This is a genomic window from Rhizobium sp. NZLR11, assembly GCF_019685115.1.
Lineage (GTDB): Bacteria > Pseudomonadota > Alphaproteobacteria > Rhizobiales > Rhizobiaceae > Rhizobium.
The window spans coordinates 35,030-51,173 of the sequence record NZ_JABDWD010000021.1 but is presented as its reverse complement, the minus strand read 5'-3'; the positions used below and the strand labels follow the sequence as shown (position 1 = coordinate 51,173).

Below are 16,144 nucleotides of genomic sequence, written 5' to 3'. Positions count from 1 at the left end.
GCGGTGGCAGCTTCCCGGCCAAATCCCAACCGACAGATGCGGAGCGTTTCGATGACCGGTTCCGGTCCAGAGATTCTATTGCCTCGGCGCAGGCGACGACGTCAATCGAACTGGCGCGGCCTTGCCTATATCGCGCCGGCCATGGCGCTGGTCATCGTCTTCTTCCTCATGCCGGTGCTGTTCACCGGATGGATGAGCCTTCACAACTGGCCGCTGATGGGGGCATCGCGCTGGATCGGCTTCAACAATTATTACCGCATGGTCAACGACACCCGCTTCATGACGGCGCTCTCTTTCACCGCCTATTATACGCTCATCGTCACCGTCGCCATCTTCGCCGTCGCCTTTCCGCTGGCGATCTTCGTCGAGAAGGAACGGCAGTTCGTCAGCGCCTATCGCACGGTGATCTTCCTGCCGGTTGTCGTCGGCCTCGCCACCGCCTCGCTGCTCTGGGTCTGGCTTGCCAATGTCGATAGCGGCTTCATCGGCCCGGCCTTGAAAGCGCTCGGCCTGGTCGAAAAGAGCCCCAATCTTCTAGCGACCTTCGACACCGCCTTTCTGACGATCGTGGTGATGGTCGTCTGGAAGATCGCAGGTTTCACCATGATCATTCTTCTGACTGGGCTGCAGGCCATTCCGTCCGAGCTGACCGAGGCCGCCCGCATTGATGGCGCCGGCCGCTGGCAGCGTTTCCGGCATCTGACGCTGCCGCTGATGCGCAAGACGATCGCGCTGGCGCTGATCGTCTCCGTCACCGGCTCGATTCTCGCCTTCGACCAGTTCTACATCATGACGTCGGGCGGACCGCAGAACAAGATGATCTCGGTGGTCTACTACATCTTCAATCAGTCCTTCGTGTCGTTCAATCTCGGTTATGGCGCAGCGCTGTCGATCGTGCTGCTCGCCATCCTGATGGCGATCAGCATCGTGCAGCTCTGGCTGCTGCGCGTCGGGGAGGAGCGTCCATGATCACCTCAAGGGAACGCCGGGCGCGCAAAGCCTTCCGCGTGAAGTCGGCCTATCATCTCACCGGCATCGCCATCTCGATCTTCTTTCTCGCCCCCTTCGTGATCACGCTGTTGTCCTCCTTCCGGCATGGCACGGAGGCCAGCCTGCCGCCCTTGCCGCCGTGGCCGACATCCGGTGTCAGCATCGATTCCTACGCGCTGCTCGATACGTTCGGCGCCGGCATCTGGCAGCATATGATCAACTCGCTGTTCGTCTCGGTCGCCACCGTGGTGCTCACCGTCGGCGTCAGCCTGCTCGCCGGCTATGGCTTCTCGCGCTATCGGTTCCCGCTGAAGAATGCGCTCTTCGTGCTGATCATCACCACTTTGATGATCCCGTTCCAGTCGATCCTGACACCGCTCTTCATCATCCTGGCAAAACTCGGCCTCAACAATTCGCTGCTCGGGCTGACGCTGGTCTATGTGACGCTGCAGCTGCCCTTCTCGGTTTTCATGATGCGCAACGCCTTCGATGCGGTGCCGAAGGAGATCGAGGAGGCAGCACGCATCGATGGCGCGCGTGACCTCCGGCTCTTGGTCCGCGTTCTGCTGCCGCTGGTGCTTCCAGGTGTGGCGACGGTGGCGATCTTTGCCTTCCTCAATGCCTGGAACGAGTTTCTGGCAGCCCTGGTGCTGCTCTCCAGCAATGAGAAATACACCCTGCCGGTGCTGATGACGGCGGTTCGCGCCGGACGGCTCGGCGCCATCAACTGGGGAGCGGTCCAGGCCGGTGTCGTCGTCATGACGATCCCTTGCCTGATCGTCTTCCTGCTCCTGCAACGCTACTACATGCGCGGGCTGATGGCCGGCGCGGTGAAATAACTGAGGGAAAATCGAGCTCATGACCAAATCAAGCAACGACCGCCAGTTTCGTCCCGTCGCCGTTCCCGATGTGGAGCTCGGCGGCTTCTGGGGCAAATGGCAGGACGCCGTCTGCAATTCCACTGCCGAGACCCTGCTCGACCGCTGCGTCGAGGCCGGCATGCTGACGGCGATCGATGTCTCCCAGCCGAGCCCCGGCGTCGTCATCCCCATCCAGCCCTGGGGCGGGACGACGCAGATGTTCTGGGATTCCGACCTCGGCAAGTCGATCGAGACCATCGCCTATTCGCTCTATCGCCGCCCGAACCCGAAGCTGGAAGCGCGGGCCGACGAAATCATCGACATGTATGAAAGGCTGCAGGACAAGGACGGTTATCTGAACGCCTGGTTCCAGCGTGTCGAGCCCGCCCGCCGCTGGACCAATCTGCGCGACCATCACGAGCTTTATTGCGCCGGCCATCTGATGGAAGCCGCGGTCGCCTATTATCAGGCAACCGGCAAACGCAAGCTGCTCGATATCATGTGCCGCTTTGCCGATTACATGATCACGATATTCGGCCATGGTGAAGGCCAGTTCCCCGGCTATTGCGGCCACGAAGAGGTCGAGCTTGCGCTGGTCAAGCTTGCCCGCGTCACCGGCGAAAAGAAATATCTCGAACTGTCGAAATTCTTCATCGACGAGCGCGGCACCGAGCCGCATTTCTTCACGGCGGAAGCCAGCCGCGACGGCCGCAGCCTGTCCGACTATCATCAGAAAACCTATGAATATGCGCAGGCGCACCAGCCGGTGCGCGAGCAGACCAAGGTCGTCGGCCACGCCGTGCGCGCCATGTACCTCTATTCCGGCATGGCCGATATCGCCACCGAATATAAGGACGACAGCCTGACGGCGGCGCTGGAAACACTGTGGGACGATCTGACCACCAAGCAGATGTACATCACCGGCGGCATCGGCCCGGCCGCCTCCAATGAAGGCTTCACCGATTATTATGACCTGCCCAACGCCACGGCTTACGCCGAAACCTGCGCCTCGGTTGGCCTGGTGTTCTGGGCAAGCCGCATGCTCGGGCGCGGCCCGGATCGTCGTTATGCCGATATCATGGAACAGGCACTTTACAACGGCGCGCTGCCGGGGCTTTCGACCGACGGCAAGACCTTCTTCTATGACAATCCGCTCGAAAGTGCCGGCAAACACCATCGCTGGAAATGGCACCATTGCCCGTGCTGCCCGCCGAATATTGCCAGGCTGGTGACCTCGATCGGCTCGTATATGTATGCCGTCGCCGACGATGAAATTGCCGTGCATCTCTACGGCGAAAGCACCGCACGGCTGAAGCTTGCCAACGGCGCTGAAGGGCAACTTGAGCAGACCACCAACTATCCCTGGGACGGCGCGGTGGCCTTTACCACAAGACTCAAGACGCCGGCAAGGTTCGCGCTGTCGCTGCGCATTCCGGACTGGGCGGAGGGTGCCACTCTCAGCGTCAATGGAGCAGTGCTCGATCTCGACGCCAATATCCGCGACGGATATGCCAGGATCGACCGCCAATGGGCCGACGGCGATCGTATCGATCTCTATCTGCCGCTGGCACTTCGCCCGCAATATGCCAATCCGAAGGTGCGCCAGGATGCCGGCCGCGTCGCCTTGATGCGCGGCCCGCTGGTCTATTGCGTCGAAACGACCGACAATGGCGAAGATCTCAACGCCATCATCCTGCCCCGCGAGCTCCCGGCCGCCGAAACCGTCGTGCTTAGGGATCTCAACGATGCCGTCGCCCTTGATCTCAAGGTCGAGCGCGAGGAGACGCGGAACTGGGGAACACCGCTCTATCGCCAGGCGCCGGCGGAAAGGCAGGTCGCCACCGCGCGTTTCGTGCCCTATCATCTCTGGGACAACCGCGGGCCGGGAGAGATGCTCGTCTGGGTCCAGTCGGACAAGTAGGTCGTTTGGGGATGACGAACGGTATGGCAAACAAGAGCGTCGTGCTCCAGGACGTGCGAAAAAGCTATGGCAATCTGCAGGTGGTCCACGGGATCGACCTCACGATCGAAGAAGGTGAATTCGTCGTCTTCGTCGGCCCGTCGGGCTGTGGAAAATCGACGCTGCTTCGGATGATCGCCGGCCTGGAAGATGTCACCGACGGCGAGGTCGAGATCAAGGGACGCAACGTCACCGATCTCGATCCGTCCGAGCGCGGTATCGCCATGGTCTTCCAGTCCTATGCGCTCTACCCGCATATGAGCGTGCGCGACAATCTGGCTTTCGGGCTGAAGATGGCGCGTACCAATGCGGCCGAGATCGAGACGCGCGTCAAGGCAGCCTCGGCCATCCTGAAGATCGACCATCTTCTCGACCGGCGGCCCGGGCAGCTTTCCGGCGGCCAGCGTCAGCGTGTGGCGATCGGCCGGGCGATCGTGCGCAAGCCCGATGTCTTCCTGTTCGACGAGCCGCTGTCCAATCTCGATGCGGAACTCAGGGTTTCGATGCGCATCGAGATTGCCCGCCTGCACCGCGAGCTCGGCAATACGATGATCTATGTCACGCACGACCAGACCGAGGCGATGACGCTCGCCGACAAGATCGTCGTGCTGCGCGACGGCCGCGTCGAACAGGCCGGAACGCCACGGGAAATCTACGAGAACCCCGCCAATACTTTCGTCGCGGGCTTCATCGGCTCGCCCCGGATGAACCTCTTGAATGCCCGCTGGGGCGAGGGAAGCCTGGTCGAAGTCGCCGGCAAGCAGATCGAAAGCGGCCTGCCGCCGGCAGACAGGCCGGTGGGTGCGGCGGTGACGCTCGGCCTGCGGCCGGAACATCTGACGGTGGCGTCGGACCTGGCGGGCAGTCTGACGGCCAAGGTGGATTTTTCGGAGTATCTCGGCGGAACGCAATATCTCTATTGCCAGCTTGCCGATGGTCAGTCGCTCACCGTCGAGCATCGCTCGCCGATCAGCATTGCGGCGGGCGAGCAGGTCAGCCTGCTGTTCGAGCGGTCGGATTGCCGATTGTTCGATGAGGGTGGCAACCGGCTGCGGTAATAGCGTTGACGATGGCAAGCTGGCCGCTCGGCGAGCGTCCGGCTCGGACCTTCACTCGGCGACCGCGAGGGTCATCAGCTCCGACGCCCGCTGCCGCGCCTGCCTGTCGGCGGCGAAGACATCGTCCATATCGGCTGCCGGCGGCAGGCCGGCTAGGTCGTCCATCACCCTTTCGGTGATCTCGGCCATGGCAAGGAAGGACAGCCGCCCTTCGATGAAGGCTTCGAGCGCCACTTCCTTGGCGCCGTTCAGCACCGCGCCCTGAACGCCGCCGCGCGTCATCGCCAGGCGCGCCAGCCGCAATGCCGGAAACCGCAGCTCATCCGGCGCCTCGAAATCCAGCCTGGCGAGCTTGGCGAAATCCAGCCGCTCGATCGGCAGGTTCGGCCGGCGCGGAAAGGCCAAGGCATAACCGATGGCCGTGCGCATATCGGGGGCGCCGAGCTGGGCCAGCACCGATCCGTCGGTATAACCGACCATCGAATGGATGATCGATTGCGGATGGAAGATGACTTCGATCTGTTCGGGCTTCAGGCTGAAGAGATGCCGGGCTTCGATCATCTCCAGCGCCTTGTTGAACATCGAGGCGCTGTCGATCGAGATCTTCAATCCCATCGACCAGTTCGGGTGGGCGCGTGCGGTTTCCACCGTCACGCCGGCCATCTCCTGGCGCGAGGCGGTGCGGAAGGGGCCGCCGGAGGCCGTCAGAATGACGCGCTCGACGGCGTGGCGCTGGTTTTCTTCCAGCACCTGGAAAATCGCATTGTGCTCGCTGTCGACGGGAAGCAGCCTGCCGCCGCCTTCCCGGATCGTTGCCAGGAAGAGATCGCCGGCCGAGACCAGGCATTCCTTGTTGGCAAGGGCGATATCGGCGCCGCGGCGTGCGGCGGCAAGGGTCGGTGCCAGCCCCGCCGTGCCGACGATGGCCGCCATCACCCAGTCGGCTTCACGGTCTGCGGCTTCCATCAGGCCGGATTTTCCGGCCGCGACGGCAACGCCGCTGCCCGAAAGTGCGCTCTTCAGTGATTCGTAATGCCGGTCGTTTGCCGTCACCGCCATCAGCGCGCCGGATGATTTCGCCTGCCGGGCCAGCAATTCGACATTGCCGTTGCCTGTTAGTACGGAGATTTCGAAATTCTCCCGCCCGCCCAGGTGATCGACGACATTGAGGGTGTTTTGGCCGATCGAGCCGGTCGATCCGAAGATGCTGAGGCGCCGCGGCGCGGTTTTGCCGGTCATCATATGCAATTTCGCGAAAGTTTCTCTCGTAGGCTGAGGCTCTACTAGGCTTTGGAGGGGGCGGCAAGTGTGCGGTGCAGCAGATTTCATCCCTCAAGGGGTTTACAGAGCGGCGGCTGGGTGTGATCCTTGTAGCGTTGCTGGCGGAATCGAAATTCCGTCGCGCCGTTCACGGCCGCATGGTCAATTCGGGGCGCCGAGGCGTCCCAAGAAGCACAGGCACTGAGGTGCCGCTGGCCTTTCCGGTCAAACATTAAAATCGAGGATGAAACCGGGATAGGCGGCTTGGCCGCAATCCTTCATCGCGTTCGCTGCGAGCGCATTCAGACGCGTTGCTGCGTCGGTTTCGGCGCTGCGGCGCCATGTCTGGAAACGTTCGGACTTCATGACGACATTCAAAATAGCGTGCATTGTTTTTGCCATCGTAACCTCGCTCGCCACTGCGACGAGGGCGGATGATCTGCTGATCTGGTCGCCGGCCAAACTCTCCGACCGGTCCTACAAGGCGACGATGGGTTTTCGTCTGCCGGCGGAATGGGAAACCAGCGCCGGTGCCGATATTGGCCTGGCGTCGACCAAAGGCGGGGCGCCGCTGCCCGATTCCGGACAGGCGATGCTCTGGGGCCGGATCGACAGGACCAGCGTTACGCCGGCAGGCCAATCACAGCGGGGCGCAAGCATCAACGTCGATACGCTGCGCGGCAGCGGCGCGCTGACGCTCAGCCGCTCACGCAGCTGGATCCTGTCGGACTCGCTCGACATGCAATCGAGCCGATCCATCAGTGTCCAATATGACGCGGTCGATATCAAACAAGCCTCGGTGACGGCCTCGCAGGCGCTGAAGCTGATCTATCCCTGGACGGGAACGTCGCTTTCGGCGGGCGCAGGCGTCAGCAATGCCAGCGGCGACTTTTCGAGCACGGTTGCCGTCAACCAGGCGATCCTGCCGAACCTCAATCTCGATGCCTCGGTCAACAATCCGTTTTCGGCGAGCGAGGCCGGCAGCGTCAATCTGCGCTATCGCCTCAACTGGTAGCGGCGCTGCAACCAAATCCGGCCGACGGGCGTTTCCTCCGCAGGTTTGACGCCCGGGATCGACGCCCTGGCTTTAAGGAGGAACGGATCATGGTTTTCAAGGAGCAGACATTTCACGGGCTCGAGCCCGAGATGGAAGCGGAAATTTCCAATCGCGCATCGGTCGAAGCGGCCGTCGCCAATGCGCTGGCGATTGCCGGGGGCATCGATGCGGCCGATGTTGAAGTGACGATGGAGAACGACCAGATCGTGCTGACCGGCACCGTCGGCACGGTCGGCGAGATCGAACGGGCGACCGTGGTTGCCAAGGCCGTCGAAGGTGTGCATTCGGTGCAGAACCGGATCCTGCTCGGCGGACCTCCGATCAATGATCGGCATTGACGGGGAGCGCTTTCGCGTCGTCCTCTCTCAATGAGCGCTCAGCCGATCAACCGGCGAAGCGCTCGACGAGGAAGGACGAACCGGCCATACGATCGGTCTTCTGCAGGGCAACCGACCCGTGCGGGTGATAGGCGATGGCAAGCAGCACGGCGCTGACGGCGACATAGGCGATTGCCAAAAGACTCATCTTGATACGCATGACACTCACTCCCTTTTGGCGAATAACGCGGCTGATATGGCGAAGTTCCGCATCAAGAGATCAAATAAAAAGCCCGGCTAATCAGCCCAGCCCCTAACCGAAATGTGGAATCCAAGTAGATACTGGTGCCGAATCCCTGTGGCATGGGTGTTTGGGGCGGTTCATCTTGCCGGAAATATCTTCGTGAAGCATTCTGCGCACACACCTGTCCCAAACTGTCGCGTTAATTGGGATTTTTGCGACAAGAAGGCAGCCGCAATATGGAATCGACTATCGAGATTGGGACTATAAAAGATGTTGAGCCATGGGCGCAGCTTCGCGTTGCGCTATGGTCGCATCACTCGCTTGACGATCATCGAGCTGAGTTGGGCCGGGCGTTTCTTTCAGAAAGTGGAGAAGCCGTCGCGTTCATCGCTCGAAATGCTGCGAATGAAGCTGTCGGGTTTGCTGAAGCCACTTTGCGACATGATTATGTGAATGGATGCAGCAGCTCGCCCGTTCTATTCCTCGAAGGGATTTATGTCCGGCCCGTTGACAGGCGAAAAGGTATCGCACGATTGCTGTGCAATGCTGTTGCCGATTGGGGGAAGCCGCTTGGGTGTGTTGAGTTTGGCTCTGACGCGCCGCTTGAGAATTCAGCCAGCCATGCGCTCCATACCGCTTTAGGATTTGAGGAGACACAGCGCGTCGTGTTCTTCCGAAAGCCACTGTAGGCCGGTGTTGCCCTTCCACGAGGATGGCTTGTCGCGAAACTCACTCGCAAAAGTTGGAGTTTCGCGACAGATATTTGCTACAGAAAGTATTCCACATTTCCGTTAGGGGCTGGGCTGATCAGCCGGGCTTCGTGCTTGGATCGCCTATCGGCAGACCCGGGTTTCCTCGATGACCGTATGGCCGTGACGGCGAATTTTTTCCGTCTTGGTGAAGCAATCGCGGGACACGTGGCGCTGCCTCACGTGCTCCCGATAATAGGGCCGTTCCGCATAACGATAGTGGGGCCGTTCGGCATGGCGATAGTAGGGCCGTGCGTCATCCGTGGTGATGGTGACGCTGGCCGCCTGGGACGGCATGGCGGAAAAAATGGATGCGGCGGCGAGTGTGCAGGCAAGGATAATCTGTTTCATGACAAGTCTTTCTTTCTGAGTTGGTCACGGGAGCAACTCGCCGGAAGCGCTGTCGGTTCAATCACATAGCGTTACCGATTGTGTCGTTGCGAAACCTTTGCGGCCGCGGATCGTTAAAGCATGTCGCGCAAAAGTGTCCGCGGTTTTGCGATAACGACATGCGTAAAACAAAGAACTAAAGCGCGACCAGCGTATCTGAAAGATCGCGACGCGCGTTGGCGCTGAGGAGAGCCGGAGGCATCGAGAATGGGACCAATCGCCAGGATCATCGCCATCGTCGCCGGGCTTGCCGGCGGCACGGTCTTTTCGCAGGCGCCGGAATTTGCCCAGCAATACCGCCAGCGGATCGGCGGGGCGATCGACGAATTGCGCATCATCGTCGAGGATTTCAACAGACAGGCAGCCGCACACCACCTCGACCGACAGCAGGCGCTGAACACCTATGCACAATCCTCCGACGATTTCCTGCGCGACCGCGGCGTCTCGATGCAAAGCACGATTGCGCGCTACGAAACGCTGCTGTCGCAGCAGCTGAAACTCGGCACCGCCGCCCCCGTCGCCAAGCCCTTCGTGCTGTTGGGCGAGCCGGATGATGTCGTTTTCGCCAATACCTGGCGGGATTTCGTGCCGGGTGTGCCCGTCAGTTTCGCCGGCCTTGTTTGGGGTGCGATCGGTTTTATCGGCGGCTGGATGGTGGCCGCGCTGTTGGGGCTGGGCACGCGGCGGGTGGTGAGGACGGGGAGGGTCGATCGCCAGGTGCCCTGAACCAAGCGGCGGTAAATGCGGCGCGCCGAAGATCGAACGGTTTTCGCACTAGCCGCGTGCTGGCGATAGACCAATTACCGCAGAGCATATCTAGGCACTGTGATAGTAGGCGGCTGCAGCAGTGCCGATAGGTCAGACTACGGGCTTGATTATCGCGATTCTGTCGCAGCGCTCAGATAGAGTGTGCGCCCGCCAAAATTTGACCCGATGCAGTCTCAGTGAAGTCAGTCCCCGTCATGCGATCAAGCCTAAGTTATCCATGGTCACGCGTGTCGGACGAAGCTTCACATTTATGATCGCAAGTGTTCGATTAGCATCGTTCAACTCTCCGAGTAGACGATCGGTAGAAACACTGAGTTTGCTGATCAGATTGTCGTCTTCCATAAGGCAGAAAATTCTCTCGGGCATCGTAACGCCGCTTGTTCTCAAGTTGTTCACTTCACTTTTGGTTGGCACTCTTAGGCCATCGAAAAGTGTCTTGATGCGATTATCTATATCTCCAAGGTTTGACACGAGCATACCCGGCGGCTGAGCGCGCAGTAGGAGGATATCTAATTCGGCGTGGATGAATAGGCCTTCTGAGGCAATCGCAATGAAGACTTGTTCATCGATCACGGTTTAAGCGCTTAAATTGCCTGGTTTCTTCTCGCCTTGCCATTCCGGAAGGTGACAAAGCGGCTCATGCTGCCACAACGCCGCTACTTGAGGATGAATCGCCATCCGGATTCGATGGATGTCTTCAAGGTTTGATCGTTTTCGGGGACGAAGGTCACCATCAAATACGAGACGAAATTCCATCCGACTTCCTTTGTGAAAATATCACGTTCTCAGGTGCCGAAGCCGCGTCGGTTTTGTGTGTTTGATCCGTTCTCTTCTAGAACTACAGCTTACGCATAAGCCATGCTGTTCTCGCACCGTGTTGCATGGATTCGTCGTTTTCCTGTGGGATCGCTGGCAACGGAGAAGAATGGCAGTGACACGCAGCAACGGTCTTTTAGTTAAGTCATTGACAAAATGGTGATCCCGACGCGATTCGAACGCGTGACCCCCAGATTAGGAATCTGGTGCTCTATCCTGCTGAGCTACGGGACCACTGAATGCCATGCATACAAAAGGCTTGGCGGGAAGCCAAGCCTTAATTGTTGTCAGACGCCGAGGCGCTGTTCGGCGAGGCGGACCCAGTAGGAGATGCCGTGGGCGATGGCTTCGTCGTTGAAGTCGTAGGCCGGGTTATGCAGGCCGGCGCTGTCGCCGTTGCCGATGAAGATGAAGGCGCCGGGGCGGGCGTTCAGCATGTAGGAGAAATCCTCGCCGCCCATCATCGGGTCGATCTCGGCGTTGACGTTGCCCTCGCCGGCAATGGCGCTGGCGGTGGCCACCGCATGCTCTGTCTCGTCGGGATGGTTGACAGTGACCGGGTAGTTGCGGTGGAAGCTGATTTCGGCCTCGGCGCCGTGGGCTGCGGCCAGGCCCTCGACGATCTGGCGGAACCGCGTCTCGGCCAGCGTGCGCACCTCGGCGTCGAGGGTGCGCACCGTGCCGGCGAAGGTCGCATCGTTCGGAATGACGTTGTGGGCGAAACCGGCATTGAACTTGGTGACCGAGACGACGACCGAGCTGATCGGATCGGCGGTGCGCGAGGCGATCATCTGCAGGTTGGCGACGATCTGGGCGCTAATGGCGATCGGGTCGATCGTCCGGTGCGGCTGGGCAGCGTGGCCGCCGCGACCCTTGACGGTGACGGTGAATTCGTCGGTCGCCGCCATGATCGCGCCCTTGCGCGTGGCGAACTGGCCCACCGGCAGGCCCGGCAGATTGTGCATGCCGTAGACCTCTTCGATGCCGAAGCGCTCCATCATGCCGTCCTTGACCATCAGGTTGCCGCCGCCGCCGCCTTCTTCGGCGGGCTGGAAGATGACGGCGATATTGCCGTTGAAGTTGCGGGTCTCGGCCAGATATTTCGCAGCGCCGAGCAGCATGGCGGTGTGGCCGTCATGGCCGCAGGCATGCATCTTGCCGGGCGTCTTCGAAGCCCAGGGTTTGCCTGATATTTCGGTCAGCGGCAGGGCGTCCATGTCGGCGCGCAGGCCAACGGTGCGGCGGCCTTCGCCCTTGCCCCTGATCAGGCCGACGACGCCGGTGCGGCCGATGCCGGTGACGATCTCGTCGACGCCGAATTCCTTGAGTTTTTCGGCAACGAAGGCGGCCGTGTTTTCCACCGCGAAAAGCAGTTCGGGCCGGGCGTGGATGTGGCGGCGCCATTCGGCGACTTCGTCCTGCAATTCCGCGGCTCTGTTCAAAATCGGCATATTCGCGTTCCTGTTATGAAATCCCGACAATCTTTCATCGCATCACAAGGGTGTGAGGCCCCGGGGTGTGAGGCTGCGTGTGAGGCTGTGGAAATTACTTAGTCAATGACCTTTGCCATGTCATAGCCATATAGGATAAATAGGTGAAGGTTTCGAGATTTTCCTAATATCCGAAGGACGAACCGTGTCGACGAGCCACTTCCGTTTGTTTGCCGCTTTGCGGCCGTTGAGTTTCGTGGTCGCCGCGACTGCCGGTTTTCTTGCCTCCATTCCGCTTGCTCAGGCCAATCCGCATATTCTCGTCGATGTGCAGACCGGCCGCGTGCTCGAGCATGAAGAAGCCTTCCGCAAGTGGTATCCGGCCTCGCTGACCAAGCTGATGACCGTCTATACCGTGTTCGACGCGATCCGCGCCGGCCAGATCAGCCTCGATACGCCTATCGTCATGAGCAAGCGCGCCGCCGCGCAGCCGGCCGCCAAGATGTATTTCAAGCCGGGCCAGAAGCTGACGCTCGACAGCGCGCTGAAGATCCTGATGGTGAAATCGGCCAACGACATTGCCGTCGCGGTCGCCGAAGCGGTCGGCGGCACCCAGGAAGCCTTCGTGACGCGGATGAACGGCGAGGCGCTGAAGCTCGGCATGACGGATTCGCATTTCGTCAATCCGAATGGCCTGCCCGGCAAAGGGCAGTATACGACGGCGCGCGACCTTGCGGTACTGACCGTGGCGCTGCGCCGCGATTTTCCGCAATATGCCGGGTACTTCGCGCTGGAGGGTTTCACCAATGGCCAGCAGAATGTGCCGAGCCTCAACATGCTGATCGGCCGCTTCGCCGGCGCCGATGGCATGAAGACCGGCTTCATCTGCGCCTCGGGCTTCAACCAGATCGGCTCGGCGACGCGCAACGGCCATACGCTCGTCTCGGTGGTGCTCGGCACCGACAGTCTCGCAGCGCGCGCCGATGCGACGGCGAACCTTTTGCAGAAGGGTTTCACCACGCCGTTTCCCGGCAGCGACACGCTGGGTTCGCTGAAGCCTTATGGGCAGGGACAAGACCAGGTTTCCGACATCACCGCCGATATCTGCAGCGCCAAGGGCGCCAAGGTGCGCAGCGAAACGCGCGACGAGGTCGGCCGCATGCGGGTGCAGTCGCCCTATATCCTGGAAATGGACCACGATCCGCGCTTTGTCTTTGCCGGTCTCATTCCCGGCCAGGATCCGCAACCGGCTCAGCAGCCGGAAAAGGTGGCGACCGGCGATACGGCCGGAGCGATAGCCAACGTGCCGGTGCCGATGCCGCGCCCGACATCTTTCTGAGATAGGTTTTCAAGGTAAAACGACATGAGCGCGCTCAACGACAGGATTCCGGTCACCATCCTGACCGGCTTTCTCGGCGCCGGCAAATCGACGCTGCTCAACCGCATCCTCAAAGATCCGGTGATGAAGGATGCAGCCGTCATCATCAATGAATTCGGCGATGTCGGCATCGATCATCTGCTGGTCGAAAGCTCCGGCGATTCGATCATCGAACTCTCAGACGGCTGCCTCTGCTGCACCGTGCGCGGCGAGCTTGTGGATACGCTGGCAAACCTGATGGACGCCGTGCAGACCGGCCGTGTCAAGCCGGTGAAGCGTGTCGTCATCGAAACGACGGGTCTTGCCGATCCTGCTCCGGTCATGCAGGCAATCATGGGCAATCCCGTCATTGCGACGAATTTCGAACTCGATGGCGTCGTTACCGTCGTCGATGCGGTAAACGGGCTAAAGACGCTCGACAATCACGAGGAAGCGCGCAAACAGGCGGCGGTCGCCGACCGGCTGATCGTCTCGAAAAAAGCGATGGCCGGCGGGACAGCTGGAGGGGATGCTCTGGAAAAGCGCCTGCGGGCGCTCAATCCGCGCGCGACGATGATGGATGCCGACAGCACCGAGGCAGGCAGTGCCGCGGTGCTCGTCAACGGCATCTACGATCCGGCGACGAAGATCGCCGATGTCGGCCGCTGGCTGCAGGACGAGAATGCGCACGAGGCGCATCACAATCATCACAATCATGATCATGATGGAGACCACGGCCACCATCACCACCATGATCACGCGCATCAGGACCCGCATGACGTCAACCGTCACGATGCCTCGATCCGCTCTTTCTCGATCGTCGAGGAAAAGCCGATCGATCCGATGGCGCTCGACATGTTCATCGATCTCTTGCGCTCCGCCCATGGCGAGAAGCTGCTGAGGATGAAGGCAATCGTTTCCGTCTCCGACCGGCCGGACCGGCCGCTGGTGCTGCATGGCGTCCAAAGCATCTTCCATCCGCCGGTGCGGCTTGCCGCCTGGCCGGACCCCGGTGATCGGCGCACGCGCATGGTGCTGATCACCAAGGACCTGCCGGAAGCCTTCGTCAAGGATCTGTTCGACGCCTTTCTCGGCAAGCCGCGCATCGACATGCCCGATCGCGCCGCGCTGTCCGACAATCCGCTCGCCATTCCCGGTATGCGGATTTAGCCCTTTCGGATCAGGAAGCGGTGGCCGTTTTCGGTCTTTTCGGTCTCGACCAGCTCGTGGCCGTCCTCATTGCAGAAATGCGGCATGTCGATCACCGCCAGCGGATCGGTGGTGTCGACGCGGATGAGCGTGCCGCTTGCCATGGCGGCAAGCTTCCTGCGTGTCTTGATCACGGGGAAGGGGCATTTCAGGCCGCGAAGATCGTAGAGAACGGGGTTCAAGCCGTTCAGTTCCGCGCCCAGAATTTCCAGAACGGCTTCTTTGCCGCGACTTCTGCGGTTTCCTGCGGTTCGGGTGCCGTATAGGCCAGGGGGTTCGGCATCGGCACCGGCACCACTGCTGGGGTCGCGACGGCCGCAGGGGTCGCAGCAGCGACTGCCATTGGCTGCGGCTGTGCAGCGGCGAGAGGTGTGGCGCCCGGCGCGGTCTTGGCGGCAATGCCCTGCGCGGTGCGCTTGGCCATCATGTCTTCGAGGTCGGCAACCTTGACCATGCGGCCGGCTTCCAGCGAGGTGCCGGTCGGGGCATAAGCGAGTTCGCGGCCCTTGCGGGTCTTGGCGACCACCGCCTTGCGCTCGGCTTCGGACGGATCATACCAGGCCATGCCGTCGAATTTGCCCATCGCCTTGGCATAGTCGGCATCATAGGTCTTGCCGTAGGCGGAAAGCGCTGCCGTCAGCGCCGGCGGTGTCGACATAGCAGGGCACTTGCCGGCGGCATTGAAGGCGCCGCCATCGGTTGCCTGCTGGTTGAAGACGTATTTCTTCTCGCAGACGTTCACCTCGGGCGGGCGCTTGGTCACTTCGAAATTGTCGTAGCCGACCTTCAGCATCTTCCAGAAGTCGTAGCTCGAGTCGAGGCGATGCTTGACCATGTTTTCCGCGCTCATGCGGAAGGGGAAGGCCTGCAGCTGCACGGTCGACTGGCCGCCCTTGAAGGCGTCGCGGGCGAAGGCGTAGATCTCAAGCACCTGCTGGTCAGTCATCGAATAGCAGCCGGAGGACGAGCAGGCGCCATGGATCATCAGATCGGAGCCGCTGCGGCCGTTCGCCGCGTCGTAGCGGTTCGGGAAGCCGGTGTTGATCGCCAGATAATATTTCGAGTTGGGGTTCAGGTTGGCGCGCGTCAGGTCGTAAAAACCTTCCGGCGCCTGCCGGTCGCCGGTCTTTACCTTGGGACCGAGACGGCCGGACCAGGCGCAGATCTTGTAATCGGCGATCTTGTCGAAACGGTTGTCGGTCTTCGCCTTCCAGATCTCCATGGCACCTTCTTCCTTGAAGATGCGGATCATGATCGGCGAATTGCGGTCCATGCCCTTGGCGGACATGGCGGTGAGGATATGGGCAGGAAGCGGCTGCTCGACCTTGTTCTTGACCTTGGAGAGATCGACCTGCGCGGTATCCAACGCATCATTGCAGCCGGCAAGAGCCAGCGCCATGAGGGAAACATAGGCAAAATGACGTATGCGCATCCAAACTAGCCCATAAAGATAAAGCGACCCGGTCCGCCTATGGAGTTCGGGCATTGGAAGGAATCATAGGCGGCTTATACTTTATAAAACCTTACCAGCCTATGACGTGCCCCGAACATCCCCGCAAGCGCGAATGTTACAGATAGTATCAATGTGGCCAAGATTTGGCCCCAATCGGCGAAAGCCGAACTTGTCTCGGACATGATGCCGAAAAGTCTCAGCGATTTCCGGCTGTTTTAGAGCATGA

At 60.7% G+C, this 16,144-nt stretch carries 19 protein-coding genes and 1 tRNA gene; 10 read left to right on the top strand and 10 right to left on the bottom strand.

The features are described from left to right. Window positions 1-51: 51 nt before the first annotated feature. From HJB83_RS27715 to HJB83_RS27700, 4 genes are read left to right on the top strand one after another with little or no spacing between them, the layout of a single operon-like run. Window positions 52-969, top strand: a complete 918-nt coding sequence (locus HJB83_RS27715) for a carbohydrate ABC transporter permease (RefSeq protein ID WP_207582044.1) — start codon at window positions 52-54, stop codon at window positions 967-969. After that, entirely contained in the window at window positions 966-1,829 is an 864-nt protein-coding gene (locus HJB83_RS27710; RefSeq protein WP_221115516.1) for a carbohydrate ABC transporter permease, read from the top strand. The genes HJB83_RS27715 and HJB83_RS27710 overlap by 4 nt, the downstream gene beginning before the upstream one ends. A 19-nt stretch (window positions 1,830-1,848) precedes the next feature. Beyond that, window positions 1,849-3,771 carry a glycoside hydrolase family 127 protein gene (locus tag HJB83_RS27705; protein ID WP_207582042.1) on the top strand — a complete coding sequence of 641 codons (1,923 nt, stop codon included), beginning with the start codon at window positions 1,849-1,851 and terminating at the stop codon, window positions 3,769-3,771. Window positions 3,772-3,782: 11 nt separating this feature from the next. Next, window positions 3,783-4,868 carry an ABC transporter ATP-binding protein gene (locus HJB83_RS27700; RefSeq protein ID WP_221131687.1) on the top strand — a complete coding sequence of 362 codons (1,086 nt, stop codon included), beginning with the start codon at window positions 3,783-3,785 and terminating at the stop codon, window positions 4,866-4,868. Window positions 4,869-4,919: 51 nt separating this feature from the next. Here HJB83_RS27700 and dxr read toward each other — a convergent pair whose 3' ends face one another. Next, entirely contained in the window at window positions 4,920-6,110 is a 1,191-nt protein-coding gene (gene dxr, locus HJB83_RS27695) for a 1-deoxy-D-xylulose-5-phosphate reductoisomerase (RefSeq protein WP_221115519.1), read from the bottom strand. 243 nt (window positions 6,111-6,353) lie between these two features. After that, window positions 6,354-6,494 carry a hypothetical protein gene (locus HJB83_RS27690; RefSeq protein ID WP_221131688.1) on the bottom strand — a complete coding sequence of 47 codons (141 nt, stop codon included), beginning with the start codon at window positions 6,492-6,494 and terminating at the stop codon, window positions 6,354-6,356. Between HJB83_RS27690 and HJB83_RS27685 the strand changes: the two genes are divergently transcribed. Together HJB83_RS27685 and HJB83_RS27680 are read left to right on the top strand one after the other, a co-directional pair. After that, entirely contained in the window at window positions 6,493-7,143 is a 651-nt protein-coding gene (locus HJB83_RS27685; protein ID WP_221131689.1) for a hypothetical protein, read from the top strand. The genes HJB83_RS27690 and HJB83_RS27685 overlap by 2 nt on opposite strands. 89 nt (window positions 7,144-7,232) lie before the next feature. Beyond that, on the top strand, window positions 7,233-7,523 hold the full coding sequence (locus tag HJB83_RS27680) for a BON domain-containing protein (protein ID WP_221131690.1): 291 nt from the start codon (window positions 7,233-7,235) through the stop codon (window positions 7,521-7,523). 46 nt (window positions 7,524-7,569) lie between these two features. Here HJB83_RS27680 and HJB83_RS27675 read toward each other — a convergent pair whose 3' ends face one another. Then, entirely contained in the window at window positions 7,570-7,722 is a 153-nt protein-coding gene (locus HJB83_RS27675) for a hypothetical protein (protein WP_207582037.1), read from the bottom strand. A 260-nt stretch (window positions 7,723-7,982) separates the two neighbouring features. Here HJB83_RS27675 and aac(6') point away from each other — a divergent pair, with 260 nt between their 5' ends. Then, window positions 7,983-8,435: an aminoglycoside 6'-N-acetyltransferase gene (gene aac(6'), locus HJB83_RS27670; RefSeq protein ID WP_221131691.1), complete on the top strand. Its 453-nt coding sequence runs from the start codon at window positions 7,983-7,985 to the stop codon at window positions 8,433-8,435. Window positions 8,436-8,579: 144 nt separating this feature from the next. Here aac(6') and HJB83_RS27665 read toward each other — a convergent pair whose 3' ends face one another. Further along, window positions 8,580-8,846: a hypothetical protein gene (locus tag HJB83_RS27665; protein WP_221131692.1), complete on the bottom strand. Its 267-nt coding sequence runs from the start codon at window positions 8,844-8,846 to the stop codon at window positions 8,580-8,582. A gap of 246 nt (window positions 8,847-9,092) precedes the next feature. On the opposite strand from HJB83_RS27665, the gene HJB83_RS27660 reads away from it, so the two are divergent. Then, window positions 9,093-9,611, top strand: a complete 519-nt coding sequence (locus HJB83_RS27660) for a DUF2937 family protein (RefSeq protein WP_221115524.1) — start codon at window positions 9,093-9,095, stop codon at window positions 9,609-9,611. Between the two features lie 234 nt (window positions 9,612-9,845). Here HJB83_RS27660 and HJB83_RS27655 read toward each other — a convergent pair whose 3' ends face one another. The 4 genes from HJB83_RS27655 to HJB83_RS27640 form a co-directional block, all read right to left on the bottom strand. Beyond that, entirely contained in the window at window positions 9,846-10,226 is a 381-nt protein-coding gene (locus HJB83_RS27655) for a hypothetical protein (RefSeq protein ID WP_221131693.1), read from the bottom strand. Between the two features lie 3 nt (window positions 10,227-10,229). Next, window positions 10,230-10,409 carry a hypothetical protein gene (locus HJB83_RS27650; protein ID WP_221131694.1) on the bottom strand — a complete coding sequence of 60 codons (180 nt, stop codon included), beginning with the start codon at window positions 10,407-10,409 and terminating at the stop codon, window positions 10,230-10,232. A 217-nt stretch (window positions 10,410-10,626) separates the two neighbouring features. Beyond that, window positions 10,627-10,703 (bottom strand) — tRNA-Arg (locus tag HJB83_RS27645). Window positions 10,704-10,756: 53 nt separating this feature from the next. Further along, window positions 10,757-11,920 carry a M20 aminoacylase family protein gene (locus tag HJB83_RS27640; protein WP_221131695.1) on the bottom strand — a complete coding sequence of 388 codons (1,164 nt, stop codon included), beginning with the start codon at window positions 11,918-11,920 and terminating at the stop codon, window positions 10,757-10,759. Window positions 11,921-12,104: 184 nt separating this feature from the next. On the opposite strand from HJB83_RS27640, the gene HJB83_RS27635 reads away from it, so the two are divergent. Next, entirely contained in the window at window positions 12,105-13,238 is a 1,134-nt protein-coding gene (locus HJB83_RS27635; protein ID WP_221131696.1) for a D-alanyl-D-alanine carboxypeptidase family protein, read from the top strand. 24 nt (window positions 13,239-13,262) lie between these two features. After that, window positions 13,263-14,426, top strand: coding sequence for a GTP-binding protein (locus HJB83_RS27630; protein ID WP_221131697.1), 1,164 nt, complete (start codon window positions 13,263-13,265; stop codon window positions 14,424-14,426). Here the strand turns inward: HJB83_RS27630 and HJB83_RS27625 are convergent. After that, entirely contained in the window at window positions 14,423-14,647 is a 225-nt protein-coding gene (locus HJB83_RS27625; protein WP_221115531.1) for a sulfurtransferase TusA family protein, read from the bottom strand. The genes HJB83_RS27630 and HJB83_RS27625 overlap by 4 nt on opposite strands. 5 nt (window positions 14,648-14,652) lie before the next feature. Continuing rightward, window positions 14,653-15,897 (bottom strand): murein L,D-transpeptidase family protein, encoded by a 1,245-nt coding sequence (locus tag HJB83_RS27620; RefSeq protein ID WP_221115532.1) that lies wholly within the window; start codon window positions 15,895-15,897, stop codon window positions 14,653-14,655. Window positions 15,898-16,144 lie beyond the last annotated feature (247 nt).

Coding starts and splice junctions, on each gene's coding strand:
- HJB83_RS27650 (WP_221131694.1), bottom strand. CDS start 10,409: ATGGAATTTCGTCTCGTATTTGATGGTGACCTTCGTCCCCGAAAACGA.
- HJB83_RS27665 (WP_221131692.1), bottom strand. CDS start 8,846: ATGAAACAGATTATCCTTGCCTGCACACTCGCCGCCGCATCCATTTTT.
- HJB83_RS27660 (WP_221115524.1), top strand. CDS start 9,093: ATGGGACCAATCGCCAGGATCATCGCCATCGTCGCCGGGCTTGCCGGC.
- HJB83_RS27705 (WP_207582042.1), top strand. CDS start 1,849: ATGACCAAATCAAGCAACGACCGCCAGTTTCGTCCCGTCGCCGTTCCC.
- HJB83_RS27685 (WP_221131689.1), top strand. CDS start 6,493: ATGACGACATTCAAAATAGCGTGCATTGTTTTTGCCATCGTAACCTCG.
- HJB83_RS27715 (WP_207582044.1), top strand. CDS start 52: ATGACCGGTTCCGGTCCAGAGATTCTATTGCCTCGGCGCAGGCGACGA.
- HJB83_RS27675 (WP_207582037.1), bottom strand. CDS start 7,722: ATGCGTATCAAGATGAGTCTTTTGGCAATCGCCTATGTCGCCGTCAGC.
- HJB83_RS27690 (WP_221131688.1), bottom strand. CDS start 6,494: ATGAAGTCCGAACGTTTCCAGACATGGCGCCGCAGCGCCGAAACCGAC.
- dxr (WP_221115519.1), bottom strand. CDS start 6,110: ATGATGACCGGCAAAACCGCGCCGCGGCGCCTCAGCATCTTCGGATCG.
- HJB83_RS27680 (WP_221131690.1), top strand. CDS start 7,233: ATGGTTTTCAAGGAGCAGACATTTCACGGGCTCGAGCCCGAGATGGAA.
- HJB83_RS27620 (WP_221115532.1), bottom strand. CDS start 15,897: ATGCGCATACGTCATTTTGCCTATGTTTCCCTCATGGCGCTGGCTCTT.
- HJB83_RS27630 (WP_221131697.1), top strand. CDS start 13,263: ATGAGCGCGCTCAACGACAGGATTCCGGTCACCATCCTGACCGGCTTT.
- HJB83_RS27700 (WP_221131687.1), top strand. CDS start 3,783: ATGACGAACGGTATGGCAAACAAGAGCGTCGTGCTCCAGGACGTGCGA.
- HJB83_RS27640 (WP_221131695.1), bottom strand. CDS start 11,920: ATGCCGATTTTGAACAGAGCCGCGGAATTGCAGGACGAAGTCGCCGAA.
- HJB83_RS27710 (WP_221115516.1), top strand. CDS start 966: ATGATCACCTCAAGGGAACGCCGGGCGCGCAAAGCCTTCCGCGTGAAG.